The sequence below is a fragment of the Ensifer sp. genome (assembly GCF_035999185.1).
Classification (GTDB): Bacteria; Pseudomonadota; Alphaproteobacteria; order Rhizobiales; family Rhizobiaceae; genus Ensifer.
Genome location: NZ_DASYHB010000218.1, coordinates 12,971 through 27,361, shown reverse-complemented (window position 1 = coordinate 27,361; position 14,391 = coordinate 12,971). Strand labels below are relative to the sequence as shown.

Here is a 14,391-nt window from a genome sequence, read left to right as displayed (position 1 = left end):
GGAACGGCCGGTCTTCTGGTTGCATGAGGCAGCGGCAGGCGCCGGCCGCCACTATGCCTTTGCGGCGCGAAGCCGGGCCGAAGTCGATGCGTTCTACGAGGCGGCGATTGCGGCAGGCGGGCGCGACAACGGCAAGCCGGGACTTCGGCCGCACTACCACCCGGACTACTATGGCGCCTTCGTACTGGACCCCGACGGCAACAACATCGAAGCGGTCTGCCATGCGCCGGCCGGGGCAGGGTCGTGATGAGTCTCGACAACAAGCCTTATTACACCGGCGGCTGCCAGTGCGGTGCGGTCCGCTTTCGCGTCGAGGGAGTGCTTGGCGATGCATCCGTTTGCCATTGCCGCATGTGCCAGAAGGCAAGCGGCAATTTCTACCTGCCGCTGGTTTCGGTGCGCGGCGCGCATGTCACCTGGACGCGGGGGGAGCGTAAGCGCTTCCAGTCGTCCAATTTCGGCTGGCGCGGCTTTTGCGGTGATTGCGGTACGCCGCTGACCTATGAGGCGCCGGATGGATTGGCGTTGGCGATCGCCGCCTTCGACGAGCCGGAAGGCATCACGCCCATGGTCCAGTGGGGGATCGAGAGCAAACTGCCCTATGCCGACCATGTGCCCGAACTGCCAGGCGTTCATACGATGGAAGATCCGGACGCCCTGGAATTCCTGAAAAAACTCGTTTCCTATCAGCATCCCGACCACGATACCGAGACCTGGCCCCCGGAGGAGACACGATGACAGAGAACGTTCGTACAGGTGGATGTCAGTGCGGTGCCGTCCGCTTCCGGATCCGGGGAGAGCTCGGACGCCCGTCGATCTGCCATTGCCGCATGTGCCAGAAGCAGTTCGGCTCGTTTTTCTCGGCGCTGGTGACAGCACCGAAGGATGGCGTCGAATGGGTGCGTGACGAGCCGAGCTATTTCCAGTCGTCGGTCAACATCGACCGCGGCTTCTGCCCGAAATGCGGAACGCCGATGACCTATAGGCATCCCGGCGGTCTTGAGATCGCGATCGGCACCTTTGACGATCGGTCCGATCTCGCGCCGAAAATCCAGGTCAATCACGCGTCGCGGCTGCCCTGGGTCGAAACCATCTTCCAGCAGCCGGTTCTCGAAGACCAGGATTTTTATGCACGGCAGGAGAGCATCATCTCCTTCCAGCATCCGGATCACGAGACCGAGCAATGGCATCCTTCGGGAGCATTCAAGTGACGATCGCGCGTATCTACACGGGAGGCTGCCAGTGCGGCGCGGTCCGCTACCGCGCCGAGGGCGCGCTTGCCGATCCGCACATCTGTCATTGCCGTATGTGCCAGAAGGCGACCGGCAACTACTTCATGCCGCTCGCCAACGTGGCGCGCGAGAAATTCGACGTCACGCGGGGCCAGCCGTCCTGGTTCCGTTCGTCGCATCTGGTACGCCGCGGCTTCTGCAGCGACTGCGGCACGCCGCTCTTCTATGAAATGCCGGACGCCGACTTCATCAACATCGCGCTCGGTTCGCTCGACGATCCCGACGACGTGCAGCCCGTCTACCAGTCCGGCGTCGAGTCCCGCGTCATATGGTTCTCCCGGCTTGCGGGGCTCAAGGAGAAGGAAACGGACGACGGCAGCGAGGCTGCGGCAACCCGGCATCTGATCATACTCGAAACGAACCGCCAGCATCCGGACTACGACACCGTGCACTGGCCGCTCACGAAAGACTGAAAATGACGACTGTTCTGCGTACGCTCTATCCCGAAATCGAACCCTATGCCTCGGGCCGTCTCGATGTCGGCGACGGGCACGTGATCTATTGGGAAAAGGTCGGCACGCCGGGTGCGAAGCCCGCCGTCTTCCTGCATGGCGGCCCCGGCGGAACGATCTCCCCAAACCATCGCCGCCTGTTCGATCCGGCACTTTATGACGTGACCCTGTTCGATCAGCGCGGCTGCGGCAAGTCTGAGCCGCATGCCGAAATCGAAGCCAATACCACCTGGCACCTCGTTGCCGATATCGAGCGGCTGCGCGTAATGGCCGGCGCGGAAAAGTGGCTGGTGTTCGGCGGATCCTGGGGCTCGACGCTGGCGCTCGCCTATGCCGAGAAGCACCCGGAGCGGGTTTCCGAACTGATTCTGCGCGGCATCTACACGCTGACGAAGGCGGAGCTCGACTGGTACTATCAGTTCGGCGTCTCGGAAATGTTCCCGGACAAGTGGGAGCGCTTCATTGCGCCCATTCCGCCATCGGAACGACACGAAATGATGCTCGCCTACCATCGCCGACTGACGAGCGACGACAAGGCGACGCGCGTTGCGGCCGCAAGAGCCTGGAGCATCTGGGAAGGCGAAACGATCACGTTGTTGCCTGAGCCATCGACAAGCGCGCCGTTTGAAAACGACGATTATGCCGACGCCTTTGCGCGGATCGAAAACCACTTCTTCGTCAATGCCGGCTGGATGGACGAAGGGCAATTGCTGCGCGATGCCCACCGGCTTCACGGCATCCCTGGCGTGATTATCCATGGGCGCTATGACATGCCGTGTCCGGCGAAATATGCCTGGCAGCTGCACAAGGCCTGGCCGGATGCCGAGCTTTACCTGGTCGAGGGGGCGGGGCACGCCTATTCCGAGCCCGGTATCCTCGACAGGCTGATCCGTGCCACGGACAAATACGCAGGCAAGACCGAGTAAGAACGAGCAAAAACAGAGCATTTGGACGAGAGCCATGACCAGGGAACGCATCTACCTCTTCGACACGACGCTACGGGACGGGCAGCAGACGCCCGGCATCGACTTTTCCGTCGAGGACAAGATTGCGATTTCCGGTCTGCTCGACCAATTCGGCATGGACTACATCGAAGGCGGCTATCCCGGTGCGAACCCGACCGATACCGAGTTCTTTTCGCGCAGGCGTACGCAGAAGGCTTCTTTTGTCGCCTTCGGCATGACCAAGCGTGCCGGCGTTTCGGCCTCCAATGATCCAGGCCTCAACGCGCTGCTTGCCGCAAAAAGCGATGCCATCTGTCTTGTCGCCAAGAGCTGGGACTATCATGTCGAGGTGGCGCTCGGCTGTACCAACGAGGAAAATCTCGACAACATCAGCGCCTCTGTCGCGGCCGTCGTTGCTTCCGGCCGCGAGGCGATGGTCGATTGCGAACACTTTTTCGATGGCTACAAGGCGAACCCCGCCTACGCGCTCGCCTGCGCCAAGGCCGCCTTCGATGCCGGTGCGCGCTGGGTGGTGCTCTGTGACACCAACGGCGGCACGCAGCCGCCGGAGGTGCGCGAGGTCGTTGCGGCCGTGATCGCCGCGGGTGTACCCGGTGCCAATCTCGGCATCCATGCCCACAACGACACCGGCCAGGCGGTCGCCAATTCGCTGGCGGCGGTTGAAGCCGGCGTGCGCCAGATCCAGGGAACGCTGAACGGCATTGGCGAGCGCTGCGGCAACGCCAACCTCGTCACGCTGATCCCGACGCTTGCGCTGAAGGAAACCTATTCCAGCCGCTTCGAAACGGCGATCGACGCCGACCGCTTGCTGGAGCTGACCAAGCTTGCCCATTCCTTCGACGAGCTTTTGAACCGCTCGCCGGACCAGCAGGCCCCTTATGTCGGCGCGTCGGCTTTCGCGACAAAAGCCGGCATCCACGCCTCCGCATTGCTGAAGGACCCGCGCACTTACGAGCATGTGGCGCCCGAAAGCATCGGCAACCTGCGCAAGGTCATGGTGTCGGACCAGGGCGGCAAGGCCAACTTCATCAACGCTTTGAAGCGCCGCGGTATCTCTGTGAGCAAGGACGACCCGAAGCTCGACAAGCTGATCGCCATCGTCAAGGAGCGGGAGGCGACCGGCTATGCCTATGAAGGGGCGGATGCGAGCTTTGCGCTGCTTGCGAGCCGCATCCTCGGCACCGTGCCGGACTTCTTTCACGTGGAGAGCTTCCGGGTCATGGTCGAGCGCCGCTTCGACGCCAACGGAAACTTAAAGACCGTGTCGGAGGCGGTGGTGAAGGTGCTCGTCGATGGCGAGACGATGATGTCGGTTGCCGAAGGGCACGGGCCGGTCAACGCGCTGGACCTCGCGCTGCGCAAGGATCTCGGCAAGTACCAGTCGGAAATCGAAGATCTCGAGCTGGCGGACTACAAGGTCCGTATCCTCAATGGCGGGACCGAGGCGATCACCCGCGTTCTGATCGAATCGACCGATGGCACGGGTGCGCGCTGGTGGACTGTGGGCGTCTCCGACAACATCATCGACGCCTCCTTCCAGGCACTGATGGACAGCATCATCTTCAAACTCTTGAAGAACCGCGACCATGTCGGCCTGATCGCCGCCGAGTGACCTCGGCTACCGGTAGAGCACGGTCTCGCTGCGGGGGATGATGAGCAAAACTCACCATCCCTTCACGGAAATGAATTGGTGCATTACCGGGCGTTGGAGTAGGACGCACCTATGGGAGACTTCGCAGGCTTGTAAGCCGCGCCTTCCCTTGCAGCTGGAGAGCGCTCTATTGCCGTGATGGCTCTCCGGCAAAACACACCAGGAAAACATGTTATGGCCGAGCCAAAAGCACCCGCCGAAAATACCGATTCCGCGAAGGGCTTTGCCTTCGCGCTGACCGCCTATCTGCTCTGGGGCTTCCTGCCCTTTTTCATGAAGGCGGTCGCCCATATTCCGGCGCCGGAAGTGGTCGCGCACCGGATCGTCTGGTCGGTGCCGCTCGCGGGTCTGGTTCTGCTTTGGCTCGGGCGAACCGATGACATCAAGGTGGCGCTGCGCTCGCCGCGCATGCTGTGCATGGCGGCACTGACCGCGGTGCTGATCACCATCAACTGGGGCATCTACGTCTGGGCGATCGGCGCCGGACGCGCGATCGAGACGGCGCTCGGCTATTACATCAACCCGCTGTTTTCGATCTTCCTCGGCGCGGTGCTTCTGAAGGAAAAGCCGAACCCGGCGCAGATGGTCGCGATTGCGCTTGCAGCGTCCGCGGTCGCCGTTCTCGCCTTCGATGCCGGCGGCCTGCCGTGGGTATCGATCGGCCTCTGCCTGTCCTGGGGTTTTTATGCCTTCTTCCGCAAGACCCTGCCTGTCGGTCCGAACCAGGGCTTTTTCCTTGAGGTTCTGCTGCTGAGCATCCCGGCAATCGGCTACATCATCTGGCTCGAAGCCACGGGGCAGGGGCATTTCGGCGACACCGGGATGACCGACGTGCTCTGGCTGTTGTCCTGCGGCATCGTCACGGCCGTCCCGCTGATGATCTACGCCAACGGCGCCAAGCTGCTGCGCCTCTCGACGATCGGCATCATGCAGTATATCGCGCCGACGATGATCTTCGTGATTGCCGTCTTCGTCTTCCACGAACCATTCGGCACGGCGAAACTCATCGCCTTCGGCCTCATCTGGGCGGCGCTGGTGATCTATTCCGGGGCGATGCTTGCAGAAAGCCGCGCGCGCCGCGCGCTGCAGGCAAGCCCGGCCGAATAGCGCGAGGCGACTTCGAGACAAAATGAAAAAGGCGCGCCGGTGAGCGCGCCTTTTGCTTATGCGGGTGTCTGCGGGATCAGAGCCGCGAGATGATCTCAGCTTCGCCGTCGCGGCCATTGCCGCCACCGGCAGCCGCCAGGATGGTCGGGACGATATCGACGGCGTCGTTGACGACGAGCGGCTGCACCAGATGCGCCGTGTGCACGAAACCTTCCTCGCGCATGTGCTGAAGCAGATCCAGCATAGGCCGCCAGAAATTGTTGATGTTGCCGAAGACCATCGGCTTGCGGTGCCGTCCGAGCTGCGCCCAGGTCATGATCTCGACGATCTCCTCCAGCGTGCCGATGCCGCCGGGAAGCGCCACGAAGGCGTCTGCGCGCTCAAACATCGTGTGCTTGCGCTCGTGCATGTCGGCCGTGACGATCAGCTCGTTCAGCTGGCCGAGCGAATGGCGGGTTGCTTCTTTGTCCATCAGGAATTCGGGGATGATCCCGGTCACTTCGCCGCCATTGGAAAGGACGCCGCTGGCGACCGCTCCCATGATGCCGCGCGTGCCGCCGCCATAGACGAGGCGCAGGCCGTGGTCGGCGATGGAACGGCCAAGTGCGCGGCCGGCTTCCATGTAGGCGGTGTCGCGTCCGGGCTGTGAGCCGCAATAGACGCAGATGGATCGAATCGTGGTGTTTTCGGTGCTCATGCCCCCAAAAAACATTGCACCGCAGCATGGGTCAAGAAAAATGAGGGGAAAGCCGGATTTCTGCGGGTTGCAAGGCCGTCGGATGCTTGTGCGCCGAATCGCGAATCGCTAGCAATTTCAGTGATTGATTGAAGAAATCGGACGGGTTGCTTGCTATTGCGCTATAATGGATGGTGCAAGCCCGCACCGCAGGCCGATGAGAGGGCATGCGCGGAGCTTTGCTCCGCTCCGTGTGGAGAGTGGCATGATCAAAAATAAGGCCGGCTGGGTGGCCATTTCTGTCCTCGGGGCAGCAACAGCGTTGATGGTTTTCGTAATTCAACCGAATTTGCGCGGCGACGGCAAGAAGCCGGCAGACGGCGGCACAAGCCAGCCAACCGAGGCGAAGCCGACGACCGGTGGACCGCAGGCGACCGACGGTGTCGCCGGCCAAGCCAAGACGGCCGAGGCTGCCAAGACGGAGGCGGCACCACAGGCTCAACAGGACGCAGCAGCGGCAACCGCCGACGCGCCCGCCGTCGATCCGGCCATTCCCGGCTTCGACGTGTTGCGTGTGGAGCCGGATGGCTCGACGGTTATTGCTGGCCACGCTCAACCCGGTTCGAAGCTTGAGATCCTGAGCGGCGACACCGTGGTCGGAACGGCCGACGTCGGTGCGACTGGCGACTTCGCGGCGGTCTTCGACAATCCGCTGCCCGCCGGCGATCATCAGCTTACGTTGCGCAGTACCGGTGAGGACGGCGCGGTCAAGAGCTCGCAGGAGGTGGCGACCGTTTCGGTTCCCAAGGACGCGACCGGCCAACTGCTGGCCATGGTGTCGAAGCCCGGCGAGGCAAGCCGACTGATCACGACGCCCGATGCGACGCAGGAGGCCGCTGCACAGCCGGCGGAAGCGAAGCCTGCTGAGGTTGCTTCGGCGACGCCCCAGGCGACCGGCGAGACTGCCGCGGCGCCGGCCAAGCTCACTGGGGTTCCTGGCTTACAGGTGAGCGCTGTCGAGATCGAGGGCGCCAAGATGTTCGTCGCCGGCAGTGCCAAGGCGGGGGCTGTCGTTCGCGTTTACGCCGACGACAAGTTGCTCGGCGAAGCCAAGGCCGACGACAAGGGCCGCTTCGTGGTCGACGGTCAGATCGAACTGACGGTCGGCAGCCACATCATCCGCGCCGATATGCTGAACGAGGATGGCACCAAGGTTGCGATGCGCGCTTCGGTTCCGTTCGATCGCCCTGCGGGGTCCCAGGTCGCGGCCGTCGCTCCGGCAAGCACGCCCTCGGCAACCGCAGGTCTCGATGGTCTGCGCGCGGAAGCCGGCAAGGCGCTCGCTTTGTTGAAGGGGCTCTATGCCGACGGCAAGGTGCCGAGCGGCGAGCAACTGGCAGCCGCCCGTTCTGCGACGGAGATTGCATTGAAGTCGCTTTCGGATTTCCGGCTCGCCGACAATTCCGATCAGACGCTTGCCGCTGCCGCGGCGCGGGCTTCGGATGCAGCCGCCAACGCGCTCGTCGCGTTGAAGGCGGCGTCTCAGGATGCGACGAGCGTTGCCACGGCCCTTGCCAAGGTCGATGCGACGGTTGGTGCGGTCCTGGCCGAGCGGGGCAGCGCGACACCTGCGTCCGAGGCTGCGCAACCCAAGGACAACGCCCCCGCACCAGGCGAGCTCGCGAAAGTGCTGGGTGCCGGAAGCGCCATTGCCAACGACGCGACAGCGCCGCAGCCCGTCACCGAAACTGCGGCCGTTGCGACGTCATCGGAACAGCCGCAAACGGTCGAGCAGGCCCCACTCAAGGAAAGCAAGAGTTCGGTGATCATCCGCCGCGGCGACACGCTGTGGCAGATATCGCGTCGCGTCTACGGGGCGGGCTTGCGCTACACCACGATCTATCTTGCCAACCAGGATCAGATCGAGGACCCGGACCGCATTCGCCCGGGACAGGTTTTCGGCGTGCCCGACCAGGCCTTGCCGGACGAAGAATCGCGGGAAATTCATAAGAAGCACATGAAACACGAGCAATAAGCGGGATATCGCCGGCCGTCGACATTGCGGCGCCTGCGATGGATGCTTATCTCTCGACCAAGGGCGGCGCCTTCAACGGGCGCCGCTTTTCATTGAACGGTGATGACGGCGCTGCGGGTCTTCATCTACAGGAAGGCTTAGCGACAGCTTGAGCGGGTGACAGTCAACTCCCGGGCAGCGCGAGAAAGTAAGAGCGGATCAGAACGTGGCACCCCAGAAGAAAACCGTTTCGGCCGATACCAGCAATCCGTTGCAGACGATCGCCAATCTCTGGCCCTACATGTGGCCGACAGACAGGGCGGACCTGAAGCTCCGGGTTATCTGGGCGACCGTTATCCTGATCATCGCCAAGGTCGTCCTGATCCTCGTTCCCTATTCCTTCAAATGGGCAACCGACGCGTTGAACGGCAAGCCGGATGCGCTCGGTTTCCTGCCGCAGTTCCTGACCGGCGCAGTCATGCTGGTGCTCGCCTACAATCTGGCGCGCCTGTTGCAGGCCGGCTTGAACCAGCTCCGCGACGCCCTCTTTGCAAGCGTCGGCCAGCATGCGGTCCGGCAGCTTGCCTACAAGACCTTCGTCCACATGCACCAACTCTCGCTGCGCTTCCATCTGGAGCGGCGCACCGGCGGTCTTTCGCGGGTCATCGAGCGCGGCACCAAGGGCATCGAGACGATCGTCCGCTTTACCATCCTCAACAGCGTTCCGACGCTGATCGAGTTCCTGCTGACGGCGGTGATCTTCTGGTGGGGCTACGGTTTCAGCTACCTGTTCGTCACCGGCGTCACCGTTGCGCTCTACATCTGGTTTACCGTCAAGGCGAGCGACTGGCGTATAGCCATCCGCCGTTCCATGAACGACAGTGACACCGACGCCAATACCAAGGCGATCGATTCACTTTTGAATTTCGAAACGGTCAAGTATTTCGGCAATGAGGAAATGGAAGCCCGGCGCTTCGACAAGTCGATGGAGCGCTACGAGAAGGCGGCGACCCAGGTCTGGACCTCGCTCGGCTGGCTCAACTTCGGCCAGGCGATGATCTTCGGTGCCGGTACAGCGGTCATGATGATCATGTCGGCACTCGCCGTTCAGCGCGGCGAACAGACGCTCGGCGATTTCGTCTTCGTCAACGCCATGCTCATCCAGCTTGCGATCCCGCTCAATTTCATCGGCTTCGTCTATCGCGAAATCCGCCAGGGTCTGACCGATATCGAGCACATGTTCGATCTGCTCGACGTCAAGGCCGAGGTGGTGGACCGTCCGAACGCCGCCCAACTCGTCATCGGCAAGGGAGCGATTGCCTTCAAGGATGTGCACTTTGCCTATGATCCGGCGCGACCGATCCTCAAGGGCATCACATTCGAAGTGCCTGCAGGCAAGACCGTTGCCGTCGTTGGCCCATCCGGTGCCGGCAAGTCGACGCTTTCGCGTCTGCTCTACCGTTTCTACGATGTGCAGCAAGGCGTGATTACCGTCGACGGCCAGGATGTGCGCAGTGTCACGCAAAAGAGCCTGCGTTCGGTGATCGGTATGGTGCCGCAGGACACCGTGCTCTTCAACGACACGATCGCCTATAACATCCGGTACGGCCGCACCTCGGCCACCGAGGCCGAAGTCGAGGCTGCAGCGGAAGCCGCGCAGATCGCCGACTTCATTCGCACGCTGCCTGAAGGATTCCAGGCGATGGTCGGCGAACGCGGCCTGAAGCTTTCTGGCGGCGAGAAGCAGCGTGTCGCGATCGCCCGCACCATTCTCAAGGCGCCGCCGATCCTCATCCTCGATGAGGCCACCTCGGCGCTCGATACGCGCACGGAACAGGAAATCCAGTCGGCGCTGGATGTCGTCTCTCGCAACCGCACGACGCTTGTCATCGCCCATCGGCTTTCGACGGTCATTAACGCCGACGAGATCATCGTGCTCAAGGACGGCGTGATCGCCGAGCGCGGCACCCATGGCGAGTTGATCGATCGCGACGGCCTCTATGCGTCCATGTGGAGCCGCCAGCGCGAAGCGACGCAGGCCGAGGAGCAGCTGAAGCGGGTGCGCGAGAGCGACGATCTCGGCATCGTCACGCGCGGCGAGCCGGCGATCTGATGGTGTTTCTTTCTTTGCTGAGCGCGACGCGTTTTGTCGCTGCCGGACGGGCGGCGTTGCCCGCCGGGGCAATTCGCGCTAGTTCACGTTCCACGGAAAATCTGGAGTAGAGTTTATGAGCCTGGTCAATACGATCCGCAACACGCTCGTCCCGGTGCACAAGGAAGGCTATCGCTTCGTCGCGATCTTCTTCGTCGTGTCGCTGGTGCTTGGTTTCCTGTGGGAGCCATTGATGTGGATCGGCTTCGTGCTGACCGCCTGGTGCGCCTATTTCTTCCGCGACCCTGAGCGCATGACGCCGATCGACGACGATCTGGTGATCAGCCCGGCCGATGGTCGCGTTTCGTCGATCGCAACGGTCATGCCGCCGGAAGAGCTGAACCTCGGCTCAGAGCCGATGCTGCGTATCTCGGTGTTCATGAATGTCTTCAACTGCCACGTAAACCGTGCGCCGATGGCCGGCACCATCACCCGCGTCGCCTATCGCGCCGGCCAGTTCGTCAACGCCGAACTCGACAAGGCGAGCCACGAGAACGAGCGCAACGGCCTCGTGATCGAAACGAAACACGGCCCGATCGGCGTCGTCCAGATCGCCGGCCTCGTTGCCCGCCGCATCCTGTGCTGGAAGTATGAGAACGGGTCGCTCGAAGCCGGCGAACGCTTCGGCCTGATCCGCTTTGGCTCGCGTCTCGACGTATTCCTGCCCGCAGGCACCGAGCCGCGCGTCAGCGTCGGGCAGACCGCAGTTGCCGGCGAAACGGTGCTTGCCGAGTTCGGCTCGGCCAAGGGCCCGGTTATCAGCCGTCGCGCATAAGGAGTATCCATGGAAGGCTCTGAACAGGAAAAACCGTCCGGAACGCCTCAGGCGGCCGAAGACGCCAACGGGTCGAGCGATACCGCGCGTGGCCCGCGGCTGCGCGAGATCCCGCTGCGGCTGATGATCCCCAACCTGATCACGGTGCTCGCGATCTGCGCGGGTCTCTCGGGCATCCGGCTCGCCTTCGAAAACCGCATCGAGCTCGCCGTCGCCATGGTGTTGCTTGCGGCCTTTCTCGATGGCATCGACGGTCGTGTCGCGCGCGCTTTGAAGGCGACGTCGAATTTCGGCGGCCAGATGGATTCGCTCGCCGATATCATCAATTTCGGCGTTGCTCCGGCGCTCGTGCTCTACGTTTTCGTCCTCGATCAGGCGCGCTCGATCGGCTGGATCGCGGCACTCGTCTATGCGATCGCGATGGGACTCAGGCTCGCGCGCTTCAACGTCATGGCGGAGCGGCAGGTCAAGGCGTCCTGGCAGTCGGAGTATTTCGTCGGCGTGCCTGCACCGGCCGGCGCCATGCTGGTGCTGCTGCCCGTTTATCTCGGCCTGCTTGGCCTGGCGCCCGAGCGCACCTTCGCACTGATTGCTTCGGGCTATACCGTGCTCATCGCCTTCCTGCTGGTCAGCCGCCTGCCGGTCTGGTCGGGAAAGTCGGAAAACAGCCGCGTTCGTCGTGATCTCGTCCTGCCGGCGATCCTTGGCGTCGTCTTCTATGTCGCGACACTGATGACCTATACCTGGGAGACGATGGCGGTCACCGCGCTCGGCTACCTCATCACGTTGCCCTTCGGCGCGCGCTCCTGGCAGCGCAAGTATGGCGGCGACTGGCCGGTCCATCCGTCTACCGGCGGCGACGGCCTGCCGGGCGACAAGGACTGACGACGCGCCGCTGAACGGAACGCAAAAAGAAAGGCCACCGTGGTGACACGGTGGCCTTTTCGTTTGGGTGATTGCCGACGCTTATTCCGGCATCCGGTAGTCGACGATCTTGTCTTCGCGAACGATGTAGAGCTTGCCGGTTTCGGTCTGGTTCGGGCCAACCAGCGGCAGGAGCTTGGCGGCAACCTCTGACGGATGCGGCACGGTCTCAGGATCTTCGCCCGGCATTGCCTGGGCGCGCATTGCCGTGCGGGTGGCGCCAGGGTCGACCGAAAGGATGCGCAGCGGCAGGCGCTGCGTCTCGCCGGCCCAGGTGCGGGCAAGCGCTTCGACGGCCGCCTTGGAGGCGGAGTAGGGGCCCCAGAACGGCTTGCACTTGTGCGCGGCGCTCGAAGACAGGATCAGCGCGCGGCCGGCATCCGATTTGATCAGGAGCGGCTCCAGCGAGCGGATCAGCCGCCACGTCGCGTTGACGTTGATGTTCATGACCTTTTCGAACACCTTCGCCTCGACATGGCCGATCGGCGAGATCGTGCCGAGTACGCCGGCATTGGCGACCAGGATGTCGAGCTTGCCCCAGCGCTCGTTGATGGCGCCGCCGAGCTTGTCGATCGCCGGCATGTCGGCGAGGTCGAAGGGCACCAGCGTTGCCGCACCACCGGCAGCCTTGATCGCGTCGTCAAGCTCTTCGAGCCCGCCGACGGTACGCGCGCAGGCGACGACATGGGCTCCGGCCTTGGCCAGTTCGAGAGCGGTGAAATAGCCGATACCGCGCGACGCGCCGGTGACCACGGCCACCCGGCCTTTGAGATCGATCGTCATTTTCTTGTCTGATTATCCGTTGCTGGCGAGAACCGAGAGTTTGCGGACATTGCTGGCGCCTTCCTGGTCGAGGAGGCGGGTCGGATAGTCCCCGGTGAAATAATGATCGGTGAACTGCGGCGACTTCGGATCGCGCTTTTCGCCGCCGACCGCCTCGTAGAGGCCGTCGATCGACAGGAACTCGAGCGAGTCCGCGCCGATGTAGCGGCACATGGAGGCAAGGTCCGCATGCTGGTTGGCCAAAAGCTTGTCACGATCCGGCGTGTCGATGCCGTAGAAATCCGGATGGAAGATCATCGGGCTTGCGACGCGCACGTGCACTTCGCGGGCACCGGCGTCGCGCATCATCTGCACGATCTTGACCGACGTCGTGCCGCGAACGATCGAATCGTCCACCAGGATGACCCGCTTGCCCTCGATCATCGCACGGTTGGCCGAGTGCTTGAGCTTCACGCCGAAGGCACGGATCTGCTGCGTCGGCTCGATGAAGGTGCGGCCGACATAGTGGTTGCGGATGATGCCGTATTCGAAGGGAATGCCGCTCTGCTGGGCGTAGCCGAGGGCGGCCGGCGTGCCGCCGTCCGGGACCGGAACCACCACATCAGCCTCGATCGGCGCCTCCTTGGCGAGATTGATGCCCATGTTCTTGCGCGACACGTAGATGCTGCGGCCGCCGACGACGGAATCCGGGCGGGCGAAATAGACGTATTCGAACAGGCAAAGCCGCTCGGGTTGCGAGACTTCGGGCTTACGCGAATCGATCGAGATAGAGCCATCGGGCTGGATCTCGCAGATGATGACTTCGCCGTTTTCGACGTCGCGGACGTAAGTTGCGCCGATAATGTCGAGCGCGCAGGTCTCGGAGCAGAAGATCGGCTTGCCGTCGAGCTCACCCATGACCAGCGGGCGGATGCCGATCGGGTCGCGCGCGGCGATCAGCTTGGTGCGCGTCATCGCCAGCATCGAATAGCCGCCTTCCATCTGGCGGATGGCGTCGATGAAGCGGTCGGACGAGGAGGCCTGCTTGGAACGGGCGATCAGGTGCAGGACGACTTCGGTGTCCGAGGTCGACTGACAGATGGCGCCATCGGCGATCAACTGGCGGCGAAGGGTGAGGCCGTTGGTAAAGTTGCCGTTGTGGGCAACCGCGATGCCGCCGACTTCAAGCTCGGCAAAGAGCGGCTGGACGTTGCGCAGCGCCACTTCACCCGTCGTCGAGTAGCGGGTATGGCCGATCGACATGAAGCCGGGCAGTTTTGCCAGCGTCGCCGGGTCGGTGTAGTGGTCGCCGACGAGGCCCATGCGCTTTTCGGTGCAGAACTGCTTGCCGTCGAAGGTGACTATGCCGGCCGCTTCCTGGCCGCGATGCTGGAGCGCGTGCAGGCCAAGCGCTGTCAGCGCCGCCGCGTCCGAGTGCCCCAATATGCCGAAGACGCCGCACTCTTCGTGCAGCTCGTCGCCTTCGAGTTCATCGTGGATTTCCATGGATCTCAGATCGGTCATCACAGTCGCCTTTGCTCCGTACCGGTGCGCATATCGTGATCGGGCCCGCAGTCTTCAAGCGATCTTAGCTGAAAACGGCTGCAAGCGTTATTCCCCA

Annotated in this window: 14 protein-coding genes; 11 read left to right on the top strand and 3 right to left on the bottom strand. The window is 62.9% G+C overall.

The genetic code is table 11. The features are described 5' to 3' along the window. From VGO04_RS31610 to rarD, 7 genes are all read left to right on the top strand, one after another. A partial coding sequence (locus VGO04_RS31610; protein ID WP_327499942.1) for a VOC family protein occupies positions 1-247 on the top strand: 247 nt, incomplete at its 5' end. Then, positions 247-738 carry a GFA family protein gene (locus VGO04_RS31605; protein WP_327499941.1) on the top strand — a complete coding sequence of 164 codons (492 nt, stop codon included), beginning with the start codon at positions 247-249 and terminating at the stop codon, positions 736-738. The genes VGO04_RS31610 and VGO04_RS31605, both read left to right, overlap by 1 nt. Then, entirely contained in the window at positions 735-1,211 is a 477-nt protein-coding gene (locus VGO04_RS31600) for a GFA family protein (RefSeq protein WP_327499940.1), read from the top strand. Before VGO04_RS31605 ends, VGO04_RS31600 begins: the two co-directional genes overlap by 4 nt. Next, positions 1,184-1,705, top strand: coding sequence for a GFA family protein (locus VGO04_RS31595; RefSeq protein ID WP_414650640.1), 522 nt, complete (start codon positions 1,184-1,186; stop codon positions 1,703-1,705). The genes VGO04_RS31600 and VGO04_RS31595 overlap by 28 nt, the downstream gene beginning before the upstream one ends. Before the next feature lie 2 nt (positions 1,706-1,707). After that, on the top strand, positions 1,708-2,670 hold the full coding sequence (gene pip, locus VGO04_RS31590; RefSeq protein WP_327499938.1) for a prolyl aminopeptidase: 963 nt from the start codon (positions 1,708-1,710) through the stop codon (positions 2,668-2,670). 34 nt (positions 2,671-2,704) lie between these two features. Next, a complete protein-coding gene (gene cimA / locus VGO04_RS31585; protein WP_327499937.1) occupies positions 2,705-4,321 on the top strand; it encodes a citramalate synthase in 1,617 nt (538 codons plus the stop codon). A gap of 213 nt (positions 4,322-4,534) precedes the next feature. Beyond that, positions 4,535-5,467 carry an EamA family transporter RarD gene (gene rarD / locus VGO04_RS31580; RefSeq protein WP_327499936.1) on the top strand — a complete coding sequence of 311 codons (933 nt, stop codon included), beginning with the start codon at positions 4,535-4,537 and terminating at the stop codon, positions 5,465-5,467. Positions 5,468-5,543: 76 nt separating this feature from the next. Here the strand turns inward: rarD and VGO04_RS31575 are convergent, their stop codons facing one another. After that, positions 5,544-6,164: a TIGR00730 family Rossman fold protein gene (locus tag VGO04_RS31575; RefSeq protein ID WP_327499935.1), complete on the bottom strand. Its 621-nt coding sequence runs from the start codon at positions 6,162-6,164 to the stop codon at positions 5,544-5,546. Positions 6,165-6,408: 244 nt separating this feature from the next. Here VGO04_RS31575 and VGO04_RS31570 point away from each other — a divergent pair, with 244 nt between their 5' ends. From VGO04_RS31570 to pssA, 4 genes are all read left to right on the top strand, one after another. Beyond that, positions 6,409-8,178 (top strand): LysM peptidoglycan-binding domain-containing protein, encoded by a 1,770-nt coding sequence (locus tag VGO04_RS31570; RefSeq protein WP_327499934.1) that lies wholly within the window; start codon positions 6,409-6,411, stop codon positions 8,176-8,178. A 205-nt stretch (positions 8,179-8,383) separates the two neighbouring features. Then, positions 8,384-10,270 carry an ABC transporter ATP-binding protein/permease gene (locus tag VGO04_RS31565; protein ID WP_327499933.1) on the top strand — a complete coding sequence of 629 codons (1,887 nt, stop codon included), beginning with the start codon at positions 8,384-8,386 and terminating at the stop codon, positions 10,268-10,270. A gap of 115 nt (positions 10,271-10,385) precedes the next feature. Further along, entirely contained in the window at positions 10,386-11,084 is a 699-nt protein-coding gene (locus tag VGO04_RS31560) for a phosphatidylserine decarboxylase (protein ID WP_327499932.1), read from the top strand. A 9-nt stretch (positions 11,085-11,093) separates the two neighbouring features. After that, positions 11,094-11,969, top strand: a complete 876-nt coding sequence (gene pssA / locus VGO04_RS31555) for a CDP-diacylglycerol--serine O-phosphatidyltransferase (protein WP_327499931.1) — start codon at positions 11,094-11,096, stop codon at positions 11,967-11,969. Between the two features lie 81 nt (positions 11,970-12,050). Here pssA and VGO04_RS31550 read toward each other — a convergent pair whose 3' ends face one another. Together VGO04_RS31550 and purF are read right to left on the bottom strand one after the other, a co-directional pair. Further along, positions 12,051-12,791 carry an SDR family NAD(P)-dependent oxidoreductase gene (locus tag VGO04_RS31550; protein WP_327499930.1) on the bottom strand — a complete coding sequence of 247 codons (741 nt, stop codon included), beginning with the start codon at positions 12,789-12,791 and terminating at the stop codon, positions 12,051-12,053. 12 nt (positions 12,792-12,803) lie between these two features. After that, a complete protein-coding gene (gene purF / locus VGO04_RS31545) occupies positions 12,804-14,294 on the bottom strand; it encodes an amidophosphoribosyltransferase (protein ID WP_327499929.1) in 1,491 nt (496 codons plus the stop codon). Between the last annotated feature and the right edge of the window lie 97 nt (positions 14,295-14,391).